This is a genomic window from Sorangium sp. So ce385 (assembly GCF_051474135.1).
In the GTDB taxonomy this organism is placed as follows: domain Bacteria; phylum Myxococcota_A; class Polyangia; order Polyangiales; family Polyangiaceae; genus Sorangium; species Sorangium cellulosum_D.
The window spans coordinates 6,899,780-6,919,281 of sequence record NZ_CP150337.1 but is presented as its reverse complement, the minus strand read 5'-3'; the positions used below and the strand labels follow the sequence as shown (position 1 = coordinate 6,919,281).

Here is a 19,502-nt window from a genome sequence, read left to right as displayed (position 1 = left end):
CTGGCGCGCGCGTCGCGAGACGCCCGGAGCGCCATTCCCGAGCACCCTTGCTCACATGACCGCAGAGGAGATGGGCTGAGCGCGCCGGGCGGGCGGCGCGGATCGCCCGAGCTCGGTGAGCACGAGTATGCCGCCGTCGCCCATCGCCCCACCTTGCCGGCGCGGAGGCCTCGAATCGTCGGAGACGCCTCGCGAGGCGGCCCGCGCCGAGAAGTCCACCGCTCGCGAAAGGCGTGTTTTGCGTGGCTCGTCGCGTCGCGCGAGGGCGCCTGCCGCGGCGAGCCGCTGTGCGCTGCGCGCGCCCCGAAGCGCCTTATCTGCCCAGCGATCCGGCGCGGGTGAACGGGCCTCGCTCGCCGCGCTGTGCGCTGTTTAGGATTGTCGGTTTATCGCAACCTCCCGCCCGCCGCGCGGGCCGCCGGGCGGCAGCCTGTGCACACCGGCTCTCGGGCATGAGCGCTGCTCTCTGCGACCTCCGACTGGCCTGACGGTCCGCGGATGTCGCGGGCCGTGGAAGGGGGAGAAATGGTCGAGCTGATGAAGAGCAGGTGGATGCATGTTGCGATGGCGATGGCCTCCCTGACCACCGGGTGCGCGGTGGGCGAGGCGGACGCCGACGAGATCGACATGGACGAGCCCGAGGCCGTGGAGGTCGAGGAGACCTCGCAGGCGCTGTGCGGTTCTCTGAATCCGCGGAACTGTGGCTGGGGCGGCGGCAACTGGGGCGGCGGCAACTGGGGTGGCGGCAACTGGGGCGGCGGCAACTGGGGCGGCGGCAACTGGGGTCCGGGCTGGAACGACTGGGGCGGGGGCTGGAACAAGCCCAAGCCCTGCGGCTGGGGCGGCGATTGGGGCAACTCCTGGAGTCCGTTCCGCTACGGCAACTTCAGCCCTGGCTTCCGCTACGGCGGCTGCAACAACAGGTGGTAATCCCCCGGAGCCGGCGCAGCGAGGCCAAGGCGAGCTCCGGCCCCGCGCCACGGCGCGGCTCGCGCTCGGGGCCTCGCGATGGCGCCGCTCGCGGCCCGGCGTCTGAGCCGCGGGTGGCCTGAGACGCGTCGCCGAGGCCTGGCCGCCGGGAGCCCGCTGCAAACGCGCTGCTCCCGGCGGCCGGGCGTCCGAAGCCTGCGATTCCGCTATGGCCGTGCGCTGACGGCTGCGTTGCACGGCACCCCACGTGATGCATTTTGGGACATCGCCGGCTGACGTGGATGAGCTCGGCTCTCGCGTCGAGAAACTGCCCAGCTCGCAGCACACCCCGGCGCAGATGGCGCGTCCACGCGCGGCGTCTGCGCCGGGCGCGGCCGGCGGTGGCCCGCTCGCGGCGCCCCGCAGCGCCCGGCGCCTGTGACGACCGGGCTCGTCGGCGCGTCGCCGCATTCCGGATCGCTTCTTGCTCTGGTCCGCTGCGCGCTGACGCGCCGCCTGCCGAGATCCGCGCCGGCGTCCTCGAGGAATCCTCCCCATGATGCGCTTTGCGACACCCGTCTCGCGTTACATGACCTGCGCAGCCATCACGGCGCCCGACACGACCCCGCTGCCCGAGGTCCACCGCTTATTGGGCGAACACGCAATTTCTTGCGTACCGATCCTCGACGCGGCGTCGCGCGCGATCGGCGTGCTCTCGCGCACCGACCTGCTCCGGCTCGGCCGGTTCGAGACGAAGACGAACAGCCGCGGAATGCTGCTGACCTTGCCCGACGTCCCGGCGCGCGACGTCGTGCGCCCGGGGATCATCACGGTCGGGCGCACGACGCTGGTCGTCCAGGCGGCGAGCGTGCTGCTGAAGCACCGTATCCACCGCGTCTTCGTCCGCGATGACGACACCTTGACCGGGGTCTTCAGCACGAAGGATCTCCTCTTGGCCTTGGTCGAGGCGCGGGAGGCGACGCCCATCGCCGAGCTCATGTCGGCCCCCGCGTACACGATCCCGCTCGACGCGCCGCTCGCGCTCGCGGCCGATCGGCTCACGACGGCGCAGGTGAGCGGGCTCGTGGTGGTGGACCCGGACGGCTGGCCGGTGGGGATGTTCACCCAGACCGAGGCGCTGCTCGCGCACGGCGTGCTCTCCGACTCGCCGGTCGAGGACGTGATGAGCCCCGCCATGGTCTGTCTCGACGTCCGGACCCCGCTCCACCGGGCCGCGGCCGCCGCGCACGCGGCGCAGGCGCGGCGCGTCCTCGTGGTGCAGGGGCGGCGGCTCCGCGGCGTGCTGACGGGCCTGGACTTCGCGCGCGCCGTCGCCGGTACGGGCCTGATCTCCACGGCCGCGAGGTCCAAAGCCGGCTAGCGCCGCCCGCCAGGAGCCCGGCCACGGATGGCCGGCGGCGGGGCCAGCGCGGCCGCAAAGCGAAGATCGGGAGCTGCTTCTGTGCGTCTCACCTTGGCACACCTCGCACTACGTGTAGGAGTCCGATCGCACGAGAGCGCCCCGGGGCTGTCGACGGGTGATGTGCCAGGAGAGCGTGTCGAGCTCGACGGTTGAATATCGGCGGGCAGCCGTGCAACGAAGTGGGACGGTGAGGGTACTCCTTATATCTCAGTGGTATCACCCCGAGCCCATTTCTCGGGCCCACCTGCTCGCGGAGGCGCTGGCTGCGCGCGGGCACGAGGTGACATCGATCACCGCATTCCCGAGCTATCCGCACGGCCGCCTCTATCCGGGATACCGGCAGCGCCTCTGGGACGTGGAGCACGTGAGCGGCACCCGGGTGATACGGCTCCCGATCTACCTCGACCACAGCCGATCGCGCCTTCGACGGACGCTCAATTACGCGAGCTTCGGCGCCTCGACCGCGCTGCTCGGCCCGGCGCTCGCAGGGCGGGTGGACGTCGCGTGGGTCCACAATCCGCCGCCGAGCCTCGCGGTCGCGGCCTCCTGGCTCGCCGCGCTCCGCGGGATCCCGTGGGTGTATGAGGTCCAGGACCTGTGGCCCGAGACCGCGGCCGCGTCAGGCATGCTCGGCAACCCGTACGTGTTCGCCGGCATCGATCGGGTGAACCGTGCCCTGTACCGCAGAGCCGCGTCGCTCATCGTGATCAGCCCTGGCCTCGCGCGCGCGCTCACGCGCAAAGGCGTCCCGGCCGACAAGGTGCACCTCATCCCGAACTGGGCGGACGACCGCATCTATCAGCCGGTGGAGCCCGATCCGCAGCTCGCCGCGGAGCACGGGCTGACAGGGCGGTTCGTGGTCCTGTTCGCGGGCAACATGGGCGCCGCCCAGGCGCTCTTCAGCGTGCTCGACGCGGCGGCGCTGCTGCGGGACCTCGACGACGTGCGGTTCGTCATGGTCGGAGACGGGATCGACGCGCCCCGGCTCCGGCGCGAGGCGGAGGCGCGCGCCCTCTCGAACATCGTCTTTATCGGACAGCAGCCCCACGAGCGCATGCCTCATTTCTTCGCGCTCGCCGACGTGCTGCTCTCGCACCTGAAGCGGGATCCGTGCTTCGAGCTCACGATCCCTTCGAAGATCCCGGCCTACATGGCCGCGGGCCGGCCGGTGCTCGTCGCGGCGAGCGGGGATCCGGCGGATCTGGTCCGGGACAGCGGGGCGGGCCTCGCCTGCGAGCCCGAGGATCCGGCGGCGCTCGCGGCCGCGGTGCGGCGGCTGCGCGACATGACGCCCGAGGCGCGGCGCGCGATGGGGGAGGCCGGCCGCCGCCATTTCCTTCGCTGGTTCACGCGCGACGCGCTCGTGACCCGCTACGAGGAGGTCTTCGCGCGCGCGGCGAGCTGAGCGCGTGACGAACGCGCCGGCGCATTCGTGCGTCAGCGCGGGATTGCGCCGGCGCATTCGTGCGTCAGCGCGGGATTGCGCCGGCGCATTCGTGCGTCAGCGCGGGATTGCGCCGGCGCATTCGTGCGCCAGCGCGGGATTGCGCCGGCGCACGAACGCGCCGGCGCGCGGCTGGAGAACGGGAGGACGCAACGCGCCGGCGCGTTGTGGAGAGGAGGATTCCATGCGCGACATGACAGAAGAGATGGCGAGCATCCGGCAGAATTACAAGGGCAGGCGGGTCGTCGTGACCGGGGGCGCGGGCGCGATCGGCAGCTCCCTCACGGCGGCCCTGGCCGACGCGGGCGCGGAGGTCATCGTCGTGGACGATCTCTCCTCCTCGTACCGCTGGTCCGTCCCGGCGCGGAGCAGCGTGCGCTTCGTGGAGGGGAGCGTCGTCGACGACGACCTGCTCGCGGAGGTCTTCCGGGACGAGACCTCCCACGTCTTCCACCTCGCCGCGCTGTTCGCGAACCAGAACTCGGTGGACAACCCGGAGCGGGATCTCGAGGTCAACGGCCTTGGCACGCTGCGGGTGCTGCGCCACGCGCAGCGGCGCAGGGTCCATCGCGTCGTCTTCGCTTCGTCCGGCTGCGCCGCCTACGGCAGCGATCCGCCGCGGCCCGTCCCGGAGGACTACACCTCGCTGGACGTGCATACGCCGTATCAGGCCACCAAGCTGCTCGGCGAGCTCTATTGCAATTACTTCACCGGGCAGGAAGGGCTGAGCACCGTCCGGGTCCGCCTCTTCAACTCGTACGGTCCGGGCGAGGTCCCTGGCCGCTACCGCAACGTGATCCCCAACTTCGTCTACTGGGCGCTCCGGGGCGAGCCTCTGCCGATCACCGGCACGGGAGATGAGACCCGCTCGTTCACGTACGTGGGCGACATCGTCGATGGGCTGCTCCGGGCTGGCACCACGGCGGGCGCCTCGGGCGAGGCGCTCAACCTGGCGTCCGGCAACGAGACCGCCATCCTCGACCTCGCGCGCGCCATCAACGAGATGACCGACAACCGCGCCGGCGTCCGGTTCGTCGAGCGGCGCGCGTGGGACACGCAGCGCCGTCGCGGCGCGTCCACCGACAAGGCCAAGCGCGTCCTCGGGTTCGAGGCGCGGATGGACCTGCACGAGGGGCTCGCGGTCACCGTGGCGTGGTTCCGCGAGCACTGGGACCACATCGCCGCCGAGGCGCGCTTCTAGCCCATGCGCGTCGCGCTCTGGGGCCCCCTCCCGCCGCCCGCCGGCGGGCTCACGCGGTGGGTGCAGACCTATCTCGACGCGGCGCCGGCGGCGGGGATCGAGGCGGAGGTCCTCGACACCTCGCCCCACAGCGCCGCCGTCGACGCAAAGAGCAGGTTTCGCCCGGCGCGCGTGGTCCGCGCCGGCGAATCGCTGTCCGAGCTCCACCGGCTGCTCGCGCGGCGGCGGCCGGACGTCGTTCACCTGTGCACCACGCTGTTCTGGGCGACCGCCCGCGACGGCCTCGCGGTGGAGCTGTGCCGCCGCGCGGGCGTGCCGGCGGTGCTCCACCTGCATTTCTCGACGCAGATCATCGACTGGCTGCGCGCCCTTCCGTGGCCCACCTTGCAGGCGGTGCGCGCGGTGCTCGGCCGCGCCGCCGCCGTCGTCGCGCTCGCCGAGGAGCTGCAGGAGTACGTGCAGCGCCTGGTTCCGGGCGGCCGCGTCGTCTATGTCCCGAACCCGGTCGACACCGAGGCCTTCCACCCCGCCGCCGCGCCGCGCGCGCCGCGCGCGTCCGCGGCGCCGCTGCGGGTGCTCTTCGCGGGCCTGATCACCCCGCACAAGGGCGTCCTCGAGCTCGCGCGGGCGGTGCTGGCCGTCGAGGGGCTGACCCTCGCGCTCGCGGGGCCCCGGGCCGCCGGGTGCCCTCCGGAGTACGCCCGGCGCCTGGACGAGGCGCTGGAGGCGCTCGCGCGGCAGGGCCGCCTGGACCTGCTCGGCGAGGTGCCGCCGGCCGCGATGCCCGCGGCCTACCGCGGCGCGGACATCGCCTGTTTCCCGAGCCACGCCGAGGGGCTGCCCAACGTGGTGCTCGAGGCCATGGCGAGCGGCCTGCCCTGCGTCGTCACGCCGGTCGGCGCCATTCCCGAGGTCATCGAGGGCGAAGACGGCCGCGTGGCCCTCTCGGTGGCCCCGAGGGACGAGGCGGCGCTGCGGGATGCGCTTCGCGCACTGCGCGACGACCCTTCGCGCAGGGCGCAGCTCGGCGCGGCCGCGCGTCGGCGCGCCGAGCGCCGTTACGCGACCCGGACGATCATGGGAGAGTACGCCGCGCTCTATGCGCAGCTCACCCCGGCCGCGCGGTGAGCAGCTCCGCGACGTCGCGCTCGTCGGGGGTACCCTCGCCGAGCGCGTGGCCGGAGCTCACCGCGCCGCGCGCGCGGCCATCTGCTCGACCACCTCGTCGGGATCGGCGGCCAGCCGCGCCGCGAGCGCGCGGGCCGCGTCGGGCGAGGCCGAGGCGACCCCCTGGATGGCCCCGAGCCGCGCGCGCCTCGGCAGGCGCGGATCCGCGGCGAGGGCCTGCAGCTCCGCGGCCACGCGCGCCGCGGGCGCAGACGCCGCGGCGACGCGGCCGGCCGCGGCGAGGGCGCGCGCCCTGACGTGCGCCGGCGCCCCTGGATCGCGGCCGACCGCGAGCAGCCGATCGGCGTCGGCGCCGCCGGCGGCGCGGAGCCACCCGAAGAAGCCCGCGCCCAGGGCCGCGCTGTGGCCGCAGAAGTGCCCCGCGAGCAGGGTCGCGGCGCGCGGCGAGAGCGCGGCCGCCCAGGCGCGGCGGTCGGGCGCCCCAGCCCGGGCGGACCCGCCCGGGGCCGGCGGCGCCACGGGCGCCTCGCTCGCCGACGCGCCCGGCTCGGCCGGCAGCGGAGACGCCGCGCCGCCGCCGTCCTCGACGATGCCCCGGTAGAGCGCGCTCGCCTGCATGATCCGCGTCTGCTGCAGCGTGATCGTGCTCGAGAAGTCGCCCCCCGTCGGGAACATGAGATTGTCGTAATCGGGGCAGCGCTCGTACGACTGGCCCATGTCCTCGCATTCCGCGGTGTCGTCCAGCGGATCCGCGTAGCCGGCCTCCAGCTCGGTGGTGTGGAACAACCCCGCGAAATGGCCGAGCTCGTGGCGCAGGATGACGGCGTCGGCCTCGAGATCCCCGAAGAGCGCGACGACGATGCCGCTGAGGTGCGTCCCGTGCTCCACCGCGACCGAGGGCGCGGAGGGCGTCGCGCCGGCCGCCATCTCGAGCCGCCCGGTGAAATCTGCCACCGCGATCACGTTGAGCGCCGGCCTGCCGGCGGCGCCCGCCGTCTGCTCGAGCACGCTGGGGAGGAGATCCTCGTCGATGACCGCCCACTCCGACCCGAGGTGATGGACGGTGAGTTCTCCCACGTCGAGCCCCACGAACCCGCTGTACGCAGAGCGCAGCGCGCGCCGCATGTAGTCCTCGGAGACCGCGTCTCCGGCGATGAAGGCGTTGACGTCGATCTTCCCGCCGTGAAAGCGCCCGTCGAGCGTCTGGCGGCGCCACACCGAGAGGCGCGCCGGCCCCGCCAGCGTGCCGGAGTCGCCGCCGCCGACCGTGATCCAGTACGTGCCTGGCACAAGTGGCACGGAGGCAGCTGTGCCAGTCTGCGGTACGGCGGCCGTGCCAATGCCATGATTGAAGAAGTGGGCCAGGGTGCCGGGAATCGAGTACCCCGCCACCAACGCTCTACCGTCGGGTCCGGTGATGGTCTCGATGCCGACCGGATTCCAGCTCGGCGACGAGGTCACGAGCTGAGCGACGGCCGTGATGCCGAGGGTGCCAGGCGGGACGTGCACCGGGACGCTCTTTCCGGCGGTGACGTCGGCGAACTCTTCCTTCACGAGGGGCGGAATCGGCGGCGCGCCGCCCTCGCCGATCTCGCCGCCTTGACCGACACCCGAGGTGCCTGGCGTGGCGGAGCTCATGGTCACGCCGGAGCCGCCGGTGCCGTCGGTCGGCTCGAACCCGTCGACCACCACCTTGCCGCCGCAGGCGCCTGCGGCGAGCGCGGCGAGCGCCCCCGCGGCGAGCAGCCCCCCCCGGCGCGCCCGCGTCGCCCCGCGCTCGCCGTCCAGCGTCCCGCGGGACGGACCTGTGGCGCTCGATGCGGGTGCAGGCGACTCTGTCATAAGCATACTCCTTACCACGGGTGAGGGCGTCCCTTAGCGCGCGCGCAGTATGCTCGGGTCCTGGCGCGATGTCACGCGCCGCGCACCCTTGTGACCGTCCCGCAACGCAAATGGCGGGAGTGACGGTCATTCCACCTGCTTGACGCGCATTATCACCCGACCTGGCGAGGCGTCCGTCGCGCCCTCGAAGCGCTCGATGACGGCCACGTAGCGCGACTGGCCGTCTGCGCTCTGGACGAGCCACGCGGCGTCCTTCGCCGGCGCAGGGGGGCTCGACCCGCGATCGAGCCAGCGCCCCGTGAAGGCGGTGGCGATGTGGTCGCCGCGGTAAGTGACGGCGGGATCGGTGAGGGCGGCGTGGTCGGCCGCGTTGAACCGTGCTTCTTCCGAGGCGGCGGTCCGCTCCTTGACCTCGGCGAGCGACTCCGAGCTCGCCTCCTGCTCCTGGAGATCGGCGCCGCGCGCGGTCCCTGGGCCGCCGAGCTCGCCGTTGACGCTGATCTGGGACCTGCGGAAGCAGACGTGCCACGCCGTCGATGCGCGCGCCTCTTCCGGCGTGAGCATCAGCTGCTCGCCGCTCGCGAGGTCGAGGCAGGCGCTCGGCGCGGTCTCGGGCATCTCGATGCCGCCCGCGGTCGCGTCGAGATCCTCGATGTCGACGGTCGGGCCGGAGCCGTCGGGGAGCACCTCGGCATAGCGGAGCTGGTAGAGCCCCGTGACCGGCGCTCCGTCGACCTCGCCATAGAAGGAGAGGATCTGGAGCTTCCAGTACCGCCCTTCGTGCTCGATCGCGTGGATGTGATAGCGGCTGAAGGCGACGTGCGTCTCGCCGTCGTAGGCGTACCACCCCGTGAAGGCGCCGCCGGCCTCGTCCTGGAGCAGGAAGGGCGTGCTCGGCAGCTGGCCTGCCGTGTAGTCCTCGAGGGTGAGCGGCAGCGCCCCGCCTTCGCCCGGGCCGCTGAGGCCGCTGTTGGTGAAGACGTCGTACCCCGAGAACGCGAGATCCCAGTCGGTGGACGCCGCGGGATCGCCGGAGGGGACGACGACCTCCGGCGTGGCGAGGCGGAGGAAGACGGTGCCTTCGGCCGGCACCTCGATCTCGAGGAGCGCGCCGTCCTCGGTCTGCTCGCCGCCTCCGCCTCCCACGTCGTCGCTGCACGCCGGGGTGAGCAGGAGAAGGGCTGTTGCGACGGACCATCGTGTCATGAGTCCTCCCACGGTAGCTCGGCGACGACGCCGAGGTAGACGGTGCGCCCCTCGAGGGGCCGGTGATCGTTGCGGCGGTTGGGGTCCTTCTGTGCGCCCAGCAGGTTCCTGACGCCGACGTAGGCCTGCGACGAGGGCCAGAGCGGCCGCGCGAGCCGCGCGTCGAGCGTGGTGAAGCCGGGCGCGCGGCGGGTCACGCCGCGGTCGTCCACTTCGATGAACGCGCTGGCGATCGTCCGCAGCCGGGCGACGAGCTCGAGCTGGAAGGGCAGGTCGGCGCGGAGGGCCGCCTGCGCGGTGTGCGGCGGCTTGCCGGAGAGCGGCTGCGGGCGATCGCCCGTGTCGTCGCGCGTCCAGAGGTAGGCGTAGCCGGCGTCGGCGCGGAGCCACGACGCCGCCTGGAACGTCGCCGAGAGCTCGACGCCTGCGGTCCGCGCCTTGGCGACGTTCATGTAGGTATACGTGTCGACGCCGCCGGAGGTGTCGATGGGTTTCGGGTCGAAGTCGATCAGGTCGTCGACCCAGTTCGCGAAGGCGCCGGCGCGCACCGTCAGGCCTTCTCTGGGAATCCATGTAACATCGCCGTTCGCGCCCCAGGACGTCTCCGGGGCGAGCTCCGGATTGCCCTCGAGCTTGTAGCCGAGGCCCGAGTGATCGAACGAGAAGCCGAGCTCTTTGGCGCTGGGCGCGCGGAACCCGCGGCCGCCGGAGATGCGCAGCGTGAGCGACGGCGCGGGCCGGTAGGCGAGGGCGAGGCGTGGGGCGAGGACGGCGCCGTAGCGCGGCCAGTACTCGCCGCGGACGCCGGGCATGAGGGTGAGGCTGTCGGTGAGCTTCCACGCGAGCTGGCCGTAGACGGCGGCGCTGCCGAGCTCGGTGTCGGGCACCTCGTCGAGGGTGCTCTCGAAGATGCCCGAGGTGGAGACGTCGGTGCGCTCGAGCTCCTGGGTGAGCGACTCGACCTCGGCGCGCGCGCCGGCGACCCAGGTGAGCCGTCCCTGGGCGATGGTGGCGATGGCCTCGTAGCTCTGCAGGGAGCCCGTGCGGTCGCGCAGCTCCGAGCGGGGGGAGCCGCGCAGGTTGCGCTCGCTCGTCCGGTAGGCCCACTGGCGGCCGGCGGCGAGGCGCAGGCTGGAGCCTCCGCCGAGATCGAGCGTCTCGGTGAGGTGGAGGGTGAAGCGGTCGGTCACCTCGGGGACGTCGATGCGGTAGACGCCGAGGCCTGGCAGCGGTGGCGGCTGCTCGATGCCGTCCTGCTCGTCGTGGATCCACCGCGCGCGGAGGCGCACGTCGATGCCGCGGCCGAGCGCGGCGCCGGCGCGCAGGCCCACGAGGTGCTGCGCGCGTTCGGGCAGGGCGGTGGCGGCGCTGTCCTCGAGGAGGGTGAGGCTGTCTTCCCGCTGGAACGAGGCGTCGGCGCTGGCCCAGGCGCGCTCGCCGCGGTAGGCGCCGGAGGTCTGGACGAGGAGCCCGGCGCGGCTGCGCCCCTCGACGCGGCCGCGGCCGCTGAAGCCCGGGTGGGCCGGGGGGGCGGAGAGGACGTTGACGACGCCGCCGATGGCGCTCGCGCCGTAGAGCGAGCTCGTCGGTCCGGTGACGAGCTCGATGCGGGAGACGTCGCTGAGCGGGAGGGAGGAGAGGTCGATGGCGCCCCCGCTGTCGCCGATGACGCGCTCGCCGTCCTCGAGGACGAGGACGCGGTCGAGGTCGAAGCCCTGGATCTGGATGGCGCTCGGGTTGCCGAGGGCGCCGTAGGCGCTCGAGTTGACCTGGACGCCGAGCTCGCCGTCGAGCGCCTCGGCGACGTTGGTGGCGCCGCGGCGCTCGGCCTCCTCGCGGGAGATGACGCGCGTGCGCACGGTGGCGCGCTGGCTGCTCTCGGGGGTGCGGGTGCCGGTGACGACGACCTCGAGGGGGGGCGGGGCGGGGGGAGGAGGGGGAGGCGAGGGCTGGGGGGGCGCGGGCTGGGGCTGCGCGGGCGGCTGCGTGGCGGGCGCGGGCTGGGGCTGCGCCTGGGGCCGCGCGGGCGGCTGCGCGGCGGGCGCCGGTCGGGGAGGCTGCGCCGGTGGCGCAACCTGCGCGCGCGCCGGGCGCGAAGGGGCGGCCGAGAGGAGCGCCGGACCGAGGCAGAAGGCGAGCTGCGCGGCGCGCGTCAGGCGCCGGCGGCGGTGCACGGTCCTCCCGGGGACGTCGAAACGGCAGGCTCGAGGCGCAGCAGCGAAAGCATGGGGGAGAGCTCTGCCGGTGTGGCGCAAGGTGGGTTGCGCGGTGCGTATGGTCGCCCGATTCATCGTGGCCGTCCAGCGGTTCGGGCGCGGGAGGTCGCGTCGCGGAAGGCGCAGGGACGCGGCGTGCAGGCCGCGCGGCGCGCGGCGCAAGGGCAGGGCAGGGCCCCGCGGCGGCAGGGCGAGGCCCCGCGCAGGGAGGGAGGTCCGTGCCGGACGAGCGGCTGCGCCAGGCTCACCGGCGCCCGGTTGGCCCCTTGCGGTGCGCCTCGACGGCTCCAGGTGGTCTGGAGAAGCCGGAACAGCCCGAGGAGGTGCGCATGAAGCCGAACGAGAAGGGATCGGAGGAACGAGGGGCCGAGACGTCCAGGAGCGCCGCCGACGCGCCCTCGCACGACCGGAAGGCCGGGAGCGGACAGCACAGGCACGTCCCGGGGGACCCCGTGGAGGGCCACGAGGCCACGGCGGACAAGGAGCCGGAACAGAAGGTCGACGAGACCGTGGAGGACTCGTTCCCCGCGAGCGACGCTCCCGCGTGGACGCCGGCTCAGTCCGGCTGAGCCCACGTCCGCGGGCAGCGAGGCCGCCGGGACCGGCGCCTGCCCCCGCGAAGCCCGCCGCGACGAGCCGCCGAGCGGCCGGTTCGTGCCGCGGGCTTCGCGGGGGCGGGGCCGGACGGAACGGGCGACGCGAGTTGGGCTTGCATTGCTCGACGACGGACGGTAGGTTCCCGCGCCGCATCGCCGGTCCCCATCGTCTAGCCCGGCCCAGGACTCAGCCCTTTCAAGGCTGCTACGCGGGTTCGAATCCCGCTGGGGACGCAGAGTCAAGAACCATCGCACGTCGGTCGCCAGCATCCGCCCGACCACCGCGATTCCCTCGATCCAGAAGCGCTTCGCCTCGGCGGTCTCGATGGCCGTGACGATCGAGGGCCCTCATGGGAGAAACTCGATCTCCCGCGAGCAATAGGGCCGCTCCGCGCAGACGCCGCTGGCCTGGCAGCGCGCGACGAGCGCGTTCGATTGGACGATCTGGGGCGATGTCTCCGTGTAGCGCAGCCCCATCACGTGGCCCAGCCAGGGCTCCTGGCCCATCGCGTACACGAAGACCTGGCGGGGCCCGAGCAGGTCGACGATCTCGCCAGCGCGTCGCGCATCGGATCCGCAGAGCCTTCGCGACTGGTCCATCTTGCGCGCGAGCGGCGCCATCATCAGGGGCCCATAAGCCCAGCTCATGGGTGCCCCCTCGCACTCCATCCCCAGGAACAGCGTGTCGACCGCTCCGAACACGTCCCGGATGCGCCGGTACAGCATGGGCTCGAGCGCATTGGAGTCAGCGGCCGCGACGATGGTCTTTTCTTGCAGGCGCACGAGGAAGGCGAGCTTGGCGCGAATATTCAGATCGCCGTGTTCGCCGAAGAAGGGGATGCCCACGATCGCGCCGCCCTCGACCTCGATTTCCTCCAGCTCATCGAGCTCGACCACGTTGTTGAAGCCGATCTGGCGCAGCGCGAGCCGGAGCGAGGGGTCTTGCAGCGAGCCGTTGCTCCGCGGCACGACGACGGTGCCGAGGCGCGGCCGGATGGCGAGCAGGGTCTCGAGCATCAGGTGATCGGCGTGGGCGTGCGTGATGAGGGCGTAGTCGATGCGCGCAGGCAGGTCATCCAGCGTGTAGCGGGGCAGGTCGGTGGGATAGCGGTAGCTCACCGAGGGGTCGGTCAGGATGGAGACGCCCCTCGATTCGATGAGCACGCAGGCGTGGCCAAAATAGCGGACGCGCACCCCACGCCCCTCGTAGCGCGGAGGCGGCGGCGGCGGCTCGTCCGTGAGGAACGATCGGACCAGATCCTCCTTTCCGGCTGGAGCGTCGAGGAGCTCCTTGTAATGGTCGAAGGGCGCGGGGCGCGCGCGCAGCTCGCACAGCTCGCGCACCGCCGGGGCGCGGAAGGGGCGGCGAAGGAGCAGGCTCGCTTCGTCCTCCAGGCGCGGGGTGCTGAAGATGAACGAGCGCTCGTCCCGGTCCATGCGCCACAAGAGCAGGCTCTGCGACGCCTCGCGATAGTACGGGCTACGGTAGAGCATGGCCTCGATGAGGCGCGCGGAGGGCTGGTTGCGCAGGTCGTAGCAGAGCTCGACATAGCCTCGTAGCGGCTCGGGGACCCTGGGGTAGAGCTCCTCCAGCGACATGCCCTTGTCGTGCTCGCTCAGCAGGCCGTCGAGCGCCTTCAAGGCGGCCGCGAGCTCGACGAGCGCTGCCTGCTCGTGCGCGGTCACCTCGAGGAGACGCTTGATCTCGGGCACCTTGTCGACGCCGTGGTTGAGGAACGGGCCGCCGATGAGCTGCGGGTTCTTCAGCGCCGCCACGTGGAACATCGGTCTCTCCACGAACGACTGCATGATCTTGAGGTGCTGGTTCGCCACGTAAAACGGCGCCGTGGACGGAGCGATGAGGTAGAGCCACGCATACCACTGGGACACGAGCGGCTCCATCACCACATTGGACCGGAGATACAGCTTGTCTTGGTTCACACTTCATCCTGCTCTGCGACCTTCATCGCGGTCTTCGCCGAGGTGCTACGCGGGGCCATGCGCCTGGCGCCCGCTCGGGCGGCAGGGCGTCGGCAGCGCGCGCCGCTCGAGCTTTCCGTTCGGCGTGAGCGGCCAGGCCTCCACGGCCACGTGTGCCCCGGAAATCATGTACGCCGGCAGCGTCGCACCGAGGTCTGCCCGCATGGACGACACTCCCTCAGCCGCGCACGCCAGAGAAGATGACCGCGACCCGGCCGGCGGCCACCGCGGGCTCGGCGGCGAGGAGCTCGATCAACCCGGCGAGCCCCGCCGAGCCGCTCGGGCCGACGGTGATCCCAGTGGCCTCGCGCGCCAGCGCGTTGGCGCGGGCGAGCGTGGGCTCGGAGACCGTGATGGGGTAGCCGCCCGTGATGAGCATGCCGCGCACCACGGCGAGCCAGTCATAGGTCTCGTCGTCGATGATGGCGCGCGCCAGGCTGCGCGGCTCGCCCTCCCAGGGCCACATAAAGTCGGCGCGGTGGGCTGCCGCGTGGCGCAGCGCCTCGGCGATGAGAGCGGGATCGGCGGCGCAGATCCGGGAGGCGCGGACCGCGAAGGGGGCCGCCGGGTCCGCGCCGAGGCGCCCGAGGACGCGCGCGGTCACACGCTCCCAGGCGCGCGGGAGCGGGGAGACCGCGCCGGACTGCACGGCGTGGAAGCGCGGCAGCGCGGAGATCCGGCCCAGCGCCAGGGCATCAGCGAAGCCTTGCATGATCGCCGCCGCGAGCGCGCCGCCGCCGACCTGCACCAGCACGCGATCGAAGGGCGGCCCCTCGTCCGCGAGCTCGGCGCCCAGGGTGGCACCGCCGTCGATCGCGAGGCCGATCTCCCGGCCCTGGCACGCGAACGGGAGCGCGCCCTGGGCGACGGCACGGCGGAAGGCCCTTACGCAGGGATCGCCGACAAGCCCGGGCGTACGTGGGCAGACGATCCCCTCGGCGCCGAGCTCCGCCAGCCGTGCGAGGACGTGCGAATCTGCGTCGGGCGGTACATAGGCACGGAGAGCGCGTCCCTGGGCGTGCGCAACCACCGCGGCGGCGAGCGCCGCGTTCCCGCAGCTCGCGATCGCCAGCGGCGCGAGGCGCGGCCGCGCGAGGCGCTCGATCACCTCAAGGTAGAGGAGAATCCCCATGAGGTGCCGCGCCTTGTGGGAGTCGCCGACGCCGCCGGTCTCATCCTTCACCCACACGCCACCGCCCGGCGCGAAGCCCAGCGCCCGGCTCAGCGCCTCGCTGCAGGCGAGCGGCGTGACGCGGAAGCCACGCCCGCAGGCCGACGCGAGCCGCGCGTCGAGGCGATCGACGAGGGCGAGGTACTCGGCGTCGCCGAGCCCGCCGGCGAGCGCCGTGTGATAGACATGAAAGAGCGTGCGGTACCGCGCGAACGGGCTCGCCTCGCCGCCCGCAGGGAAGGAGAGCCCTCGCCCATCGAGGATGCGCTCCATGACATGGTCGACGCCATCGCCGTCCGTCGCGCGCCCGCAGCGGAACGGGTAGGGCTGCTCGCGCAGGGGCGGGGCGAGGGCGCCGCAGCCGGAGCAGCGGAGCGAGGTGGCGGCCATGGTCAGCAGCCCACGACGCTGCCGTTCATCGCGTCGATGAGCCCTTGAGCGCTGCGGTGCCGTGGAGCCATGGAGCTGCGGGCATGAGTCATGGTGACCCCTCCTGTGACCAAGTCGGCCGACGCTGACGAAAGCTACATTCATTGGTTCGCCGAGGCTGTCAACCACCTTGGCACTGCATAGCTCGGTAGCCCGGCGCGCGATCCCGCGCGACGCGGAGGCGGCCGAGCCGCTCCGCGCAGGGCAGGAGCCGTCAGCGGCGCTCCACAAGGCGTTTGGTCAGGACAGCCTGGTCATGGCGAACCGGTCTGGTCGGAATCAGCCCTGACCGGGCGGATATGTGCCCGCTGGACGACGGGCTCGATTTCCGGAGAATCGCAATCTCCTTCCTTCGAGATTTTCCATAACCCCTTTGAAGCGAGGGCACAGGTTGACAGCGGCGATCCACGAGAACTATACCTTCGCGCGTGTTCACCAGGTGGGTTCGCTGGTTCGACCCAGAGGGAAGCACGGGGGATGGGATTTCGACGAATCGCTGTGGTCGGAGCTGGCGTCATCGGGTCCGGCGTGGCCCACCTACTCGCGGGTGTTGGCATCGAGGTGGTCCTTGTCGACAGCGATGAGCGGCAGCTCGGCCTGGTGATGGGAAACGTCGCCAGGCAGGCTCGCTTCTTTCGCCTGCTCGACAAAACGGCGGCCCCGCCGGACGACGTGGCCGTCCGACTCCACCCCACCACGAACCTCGAAGCCCTCGCCGATGCCGAGTTCGTGATCGAGAACATCACCGAGGACTGGGCGCTGAAGCGCCCGCTCCACCAGCGCATCGATCAGATCGTCGGCCCCGATGTCCCGGTCGCGGCCAACACCTCGGCGATCCCCATCACCCGCATCGCTTCGGCCCACGACGCGCAAGCGCGGGTCGTGGGCATGCACTTCATGAACCCGGTCCCGCTCATGCCGACGGTCGAGGTCATCCGCGCCGTGCACACCAGCGAGGCCTGCCTGCGCGCCGCCTGCGAGCTGGCTGGACAGGCTGGTCGAAGCGCGATCGTCGTCAACGATTCGCCCGGCTTCGTCACCAACCGCGTGATGATGCTGTTCGTCAACGAGGCGATGTTCCTCGTACACGAGGGGGTGGCGTCGATCCAGGAGGTGGACCGCCTGTTCAAGTCCTGCTTCGGCCACAAGATGGGCCCGCTGGAGACCGCGGACCTGATCGGCCTCGACACCGTGCTGCGCTCGCTCGAGGTGATCCACGGCGAGCTGGAAGATGACAAGTACCGACCGTGCCCGCTGCTCAAGAAGCTCGTGTACGCGGGCCACATCGGGCGCAAGGGCGGTAAAGGCTTCTACACCTACGACTGAACCGCGCCAGCCCCACCCCTGGCGAATCGATCGAACCATATGCCCGACGACTCCATCAAGAGCCCAATCCGTACCATGATGTCGCGCTCGTTCAACGGGCGCGCGCTCGGGGACGACGACGACATCTTCTCGCTCGGTTTCGGCAACTCACTCTTCGCGATCCAGCTGGTGGCCTTCGTCGAGCGTGAGTTCAACATCGAGATCGACGGCTCCGACCTCGACATGGCGAACTTCAAGAGCATCAACGCGATCGCGAAGCTGGTGCGGTCGAAGCTGGACCCCGGGGCGTGAGCGTGCTCGACGCCCACGCCGACTACCGAACGAGGATCCAGGCGTTCGCCCGGGAGCATGTGCGGCCGGTGGCTGCGACGATCGATCGCGCGCAAGCCATCCCGCCAGCGACGATCGACGCGCTCGTGGCCGAAGGCCTGTTCGCGAGCGGCTTCCCGACCCGCTTCGGCGGGACCGTGGAGCGCGGCCCGCAGGCCGCCGACGCGTGGATCCGCCACGGCCTGCTCCACGAGGCGCTCGGGTACGAGAGCGCTTCGGTCCAGGGCCTGCTGAACGTCCACCACATGGCGGGGAGCGCCATCGTCCGCGGCGCGTCCTCCGAGCAGAAGCAGCGATGGCTGCCGCGGCTGAGCTCGGGCGAGCTCCTGGCCGCGTTCGCGATCACCGAACCCAACGTCGGGAGCGACGCCGCCGCGGTCGAGACCTGGGCCGAGGGTGAGGCCGGCCGCTTCGTGATCTCCGGCTGCAAGCAGTGGATCACCTGCGGGCAGATCGCGCATCTGTTCGTGGTGCTGACCGGCTCGGACCAGGGGCCCTGCGCGTTCATCGTCCCGCGCGCCACCGACGGCCTGCGTATCGAACCGATCCACGACATGCTCGGCTGCCGCGGCTATCAGCTCGCGCGGATCCACTTCGAGGGCTGTTCGATCCCGGCCGAGCACCTGCTCGGCTGCCCGGGCCTCGGCCTGAGCTACGTGGCCGCGGCTGGCCTGGACGCGGGGCGCTACAACCTGGCCTGGGGCTGCGTCGGCCTCGCGCAAGCCTGCCTCGACGCTTCCCGGGTACACACGAGCTCGCGCCAGCAATTCGGAGGTCCGCTGAGCGACCTCCAGCTGGTCCAGCGGATGATCAGCCGGATGATGACGGACATTCACGCAGCTCGGCTGATGTGCCAGAGCGCGGGCGAGCTCCGCGGCCGGCTCAGCCCGGACGCGGTCAAGGAAGCAGCGATGGCCAAGTACTTCGCGTCGACGATGGTCAACCGAGTAGCTTACGACACGGTGCAGCTGCATGGCGCGCGCGGCTGCGGGCCCGACCAGCCGATCGAACGCTGGTTTCGCGACGCCCGGATCATGGAGATCATCGAGGGGAGCACGCAGGTGCTCGAGACCATCATCGCTCGCCACGCCTGTCAGCGACCGTCATGACCGTGCGGACCTACCAGCTCGGGGCGGCTCGCCCGGCCGCGGCGCAGGCGATGGTCGAGGCTCTCCAGCTCGACCGCGACAACGTCGTGCGGGTCGAGCACGACGCCGCGACCGGCTCGCTGCATGTCGAGCTGGTCCGGCCCGAGAGCGCAGAGCGGATCGACGCGGTCGTGCTGAGCATGCTCCGGATGCACCGGCGCATCTCCCCGAAGGTCGTGCGTGAGCATCGGGTCTCGAGCGTCGAGGTCCAGGACATCGACGAGGAGCTCGCGGCCTCGCCCCACCTGCTGCAGCTCGGCGCCGGGCTCTGCGGCTTGGCGGGCCCGCTCCTCGTTCTGTTCCGATGGTTCGAGGCCCGCTTCCGGGCGCTCGCAGCCAGCTTCGGCGCCGAGGAGCACCACTATCCCGCGCTGGTCCTGGCAGAGATCCTCGAAGAGGTCGGCTATTTCGCTCACTTTCCGCAGCACGCTACGTTCTGCTGCCACTTGCCCGACAGCCTGCCGGTGCTCGAGTCGGTCGCCGCCGAGGCGCGGCAGGCCAAGGGGAGCTTCGCCGAGACCCTCGCGGATCGACTGTGTCCGCCGCGCCACGTGCTCACGCCGGGGGTCTGCCTGCCTTGCTACCGACAGCAACGCGACGTCGTGCTCGGACCAGGCGAGGTGCGCACGCTGACGATGCAGAACCACGTGTTCCGCTACGAAGGCGCGAACGTCCGCCCGCTGACCCGAGCCTGGGACTTCAGCGTCCGTGATATCGTGTTCTTTGGCAGCTACGAGCAGCTCCACGATCTCCGGGAGCAGGTGGTCGAGGCCTGCATCGCGCTGTGCCGAGAGCTCGAGCTCGACGTTCGTGTCGAGCTCGCCAACGACCCCTTCTTCCTCGACGCGAATCGGGACAAGGCGATCTACCAAAGGATGGGTGAGGTGAAGTACGAGCTGCTCTTCGACCTCCCGCACCGTGGCCGGCCGCTGGCGGCCGCCAGCTTCAACCTGCACCGCGACTTCTACACGAAGGTCTATGGCACGCGGCGCTCGGATGGTCAGCTGGCCGAGAGCGCTTGCATGGGCTTTGGCCTCGAGCGCTGGGTCTACGGGTTCCTCAGCCAGAAGGGCCTCGACCCGCGGCGATGGCCCGATCCCGTGACCCGCTCGTTCAAGGGATCAGCGGGATGAGGACTGGACGGCGGCGGTTC

Annotated in this window: 15 protein-coding genes and 1 tRNA gene; 11 read left to right on the top strand and 5 right to left on the bottom strand. The window is 71.8% G+C overall.

What is annotated here, in order from left to right; translation table 11 throughout:
* The first annotated feature begins 552 nt into the window (after positions 1 to 552).
* The 5 genes from WME83_RS25085 (at position 553) to WME83_RS25065 (ending at position 6,105) form a co-directional block, all read left to right on the top strand.
* A complete protein-coding gene (locus WME83_RS25085) occupies positions 553 to 930 on the top strand; it encodes a hypothetical protein (protein ID WP_437321808.1) in 378 nt (125 codons plus the stop codon).
* Positions 931 to 1,465: 535 nt separating this feature from the next.
* Positions 1,466 to 2,290, top strand: coding sequence for a CBS domain-containing protein (locus tag WME83_RS25080; protein ID WP_437321807.1), 825 nt, complete (start codon positions 1,466 to 1,468; stop codon positions 2,288 to 2,290).
* Positions 2,291 to 2,519: 229 nt separating this feature from the next.
* Positions 2,520 to 3,737: a glycosyltransferase family 4 protein gene (locus tag WME83_RS25075; RefSeq protein ID WP_437321806.1), complete on the top strand. Its 1,218-nt coding sequence runs from the start codon at positions 2,520 to 2,522 to the stop codon at positions 3,735 to 3,737.
* 223 nt (positions 3,738 to 3,960) lie between these two features.
* Positions 3,961 to 4,977, top strand: coding sequence for an NAD-dependent epimerase/dehydratase family protein (locus WME83_RS25070; protein WP_437321805.1), 1,017 nt, complete (start codon positions 3,961 to 3,963; stop codon positions 4,975 to 4,977).
* Between the two features lie 3 nt (positions 4,978 to 4,980).
* Positions 4,981 to 6,105 carry a glycosyltransferase family 4 protein gene (locus WME83_RS25065; RefSeq protein WP_437321804.1) on the top strand — a complete coding sequence of 375 codons (1,125 nt, stop codon included), beginning with the start codon at positions 4,981 to 4,983 and terminating at the stop codon, positions 6,103 to 6,105.
* A gap of 57 nt (positions 6,106 to 6,162) precedes the next feature.
* On the opposite strand, the gene WME83_RS25060 is transcribed toward WME83_RS25065, so the two are convergent.
* From WME83_RS25060 to WME83_RS25050, 3 genes are all read right to left on the bottom strand, one after another.
* Positions 6,163 to 7,947 (bottom strand): hypothetical protein, encoded by a 1,785-nt coding sequence (locus WME83_RS25060; RefSeq protein WP_437321803.1) that lies wholly within the window; start codon positions 7,945 to 7,947, stop codon positions 6,163 to 6,165.
* A gap of 126 nt (positions 7,948 to 8,073) precedes the next feature.
* Positions 8,074 to 9,153 (bottom strand): HmuY family protein, encoded by a 1,080-nt coding sequence (locus tag WME83_RS25055; RefSeq protein ID WP_437321802.1) that lies wholly within the window; start codon positions 9,151 to 9,153, stop codon positions 8,074 to 8,076.
* Positions 9,150 to 11,327 (bottom strand): TonB-dependent receptor plug domain-containing protein, encoded by a 2,178-nt coding sequence (locus WME83_RS25050; protein ID WP_437321801.1) that lies wholly within the window; start codon positions 11,325 to 11,327, stop codon positions 9,150 to 9,152. The genes WME83_RS25055 and WME83_RS25050 overlap by 4 nt, the downstream gene beginning before the upstream one ends.
* Positions 11,328 to 11,698: 371 nt before the next feature.
* Here WME83_RS25050 and WME83_RS25045 point away from each other — a divergent pair, with 371 nt between their 5' ends.
* Both WME83_RS25045 and WME83_RS25040 read left to right on the top strand, forming a co-directional pair.
* The gene (locus tag WME83_RS25045) at positions 11,699 to 11,938 is read left to right on the top strand and encodes a hypothetical protein (RefSeq protein ID WP_437321800.1); all 240 of its coding nucleotides are present in this window, start codon (positions 11,699 to 11,701) and stop codon (positions 11,936 to 11,938) included.
* 186 nt (positions 11,939 to 12,124) lie between these two features.
* A tRNA-Glu gene (locus WME83_RS25040) sits at positions 12,125 to 12,199 on the top strand.
* Between the two features lie 114 nt (positions 12,200 to 12,313).
* Here the strand turns inward: WME83_RS25040 and WME83_RS25035 are convergent.
* On the bottom strand, positions 12,314 to 13,906 hold the full coding sequence (locus tag WME83_RS25035) for an MBL fold metallo-hydrolase (protein ID WP_437321799.1): 1,593 nt from the start codon (positions 13,904 to 13,906) through the stop codon (positions 12,314 to 12,316).
* A gap of 217 nt (positions 13,907 to 14,123) precedes the next feature.
* Complete coding sequence (locus WME83_RS25030) at positions 14,124 to 15,674, bottom strand: PLP-dependent lyase/thiolase (protein ID WP_437321798.1); 1,551 nt, start codon at positions 15,672 to 15,674, stop codon at positions 14,124 to 14,126.
* A gap of 348 nt (positions 15,675 to 16,022) precedes the next feature.
* Here WME83_RS25030 and WME83_RS25025 point away from each other — a divergent pair, with 348 nt between their 5' ends.
* The 4 genes from WME83_RS25025 (at position 16,023) to WME83_RS25010 (ending at position 19,482) form a co-directional block, all read left to right on the top strand.
* On the top strand, positions 16,023 to 16,871 hold the full coding sequence (locus WME83_RS25025; protein ID WP_437321797.1) for a 3-hydroxyacyl-CoA dehydrogenase family protein: 849 nt from the start codon (positions 16,023 to 16,025) through the stop codon (positions 16,869 to 16,871).
* A 75-nt stretch (positions 16,872 to 16,946) separates the two neighbouring features.
* Positions 16,947 to 17,162 carry an acyl carrier protein gene (locus WME83_RS25020; protein ID WP_437321796.1) on the top strand — a complete coding sequence of 72 codons (216 nt, stop codon included), beginning with the start codon at positions 16,947 to 16,949 and terminating at the stop codon, positions 17,160 to 17,162.
* The gene (locus WME83_RS25015) at positions 17,159 to 18,310 is read left to right on the top strand and encodes an acyl-CoA dehydrogenase family protein (protein ID WP_437321795.1); all 1,152 of its coding nucleotides are present in this window, start codon (positions 17,159 to 17,161) and stop codon (positions 18,308 to 18,310) included. The genes WME83_RS25020 and WME83_RS25015 overlap by 4 nt, the downstream gene beginning before the upstream one ends.
* Complete coding sequence (locus WME83_RS25010; RefSeq protein WP_437321794.1) at positions 18,307 to 19,482, top strand: hypothetical protein; 1,176 nt, start codon at positions 18,307 to 18,309, stop codon at positions 19,480 to 19,482. Before WME83_RS25015 ends, WME83_RS25010 begins: the two co-directional genes overlap by 4 nt.
* Positions 19,483 to 19,502: the final 20 nt, after the last annotated feature.

Coding starts and splice junctions, on each gene's coding strand:
- WME83_RS25085 (WP_437321808.1), top strand. CDS start 553: ATGCATGTTGCGATGGCGATGGCCTCCCTGACCACCGGGTGCGCGGTG.
- WME83_RS25080 (WP_437321807.1), top strand. CDS start 1,466: ATGATGCGCTTTGCGACACCCGTCTCGCGTTACATGACCTGCGCAGCC.
- WME83_RS25070 (WP_437321805.1), top strand. CDS start 3,961: ATGCGCGACATGACAGAAGAGATGGCGAGCATCCGGCAGAATTACAAG.
- WME83_RS25065 (WP_437321804.1), top strand. CDS start 4,981: ATGCGCGTCGCGCTCTGGGGCCCCCTCCCGCCGCCCGCCGGCGGGCTC.
- WME83_RS25060 (WP_437321803.1), bottom strand. CDS start 7,947: ATGACAGAGTCGCCTGCACCCGCATCGAGCGCCACAGGTCCGTCCCGC.
- WME83_RS25055 (WP_437321802.1), bottom strand. CDS start 9,153: ATGACACGATGGTCCGTCGCAACAGCCCTTCTCCTGCTCACCCCGGCG.
- WME83_RS25045 (WP_437321800.1), top strand. CDS start 11,699: ATGAAGCCGAACGAGAAGGGATCGGAGGAACGAGGGGCCGAGACGTCC.
- WME83_RS25025 (WP_437321797.1), top strand. CDS start 16,023: ATGGGATTTCGACGAATCGCTGTGGTCGGAGCTGGCGTCATCGGGTCC.
- WME83_RS25020 (WP_437321796.1), top strand. CDS start 16,947: ATGATGTCGCGCTCGTTCAACGGGCGCGCGCTCGGGGACGACGACGAC.
- WME83_RS25010 (WP_437321794.1), top strand. CDS start 18,307: ATGACCGTGCGGACCTACCAGCTCGGGGCGGCTCGCCCGGCCGCGGCG.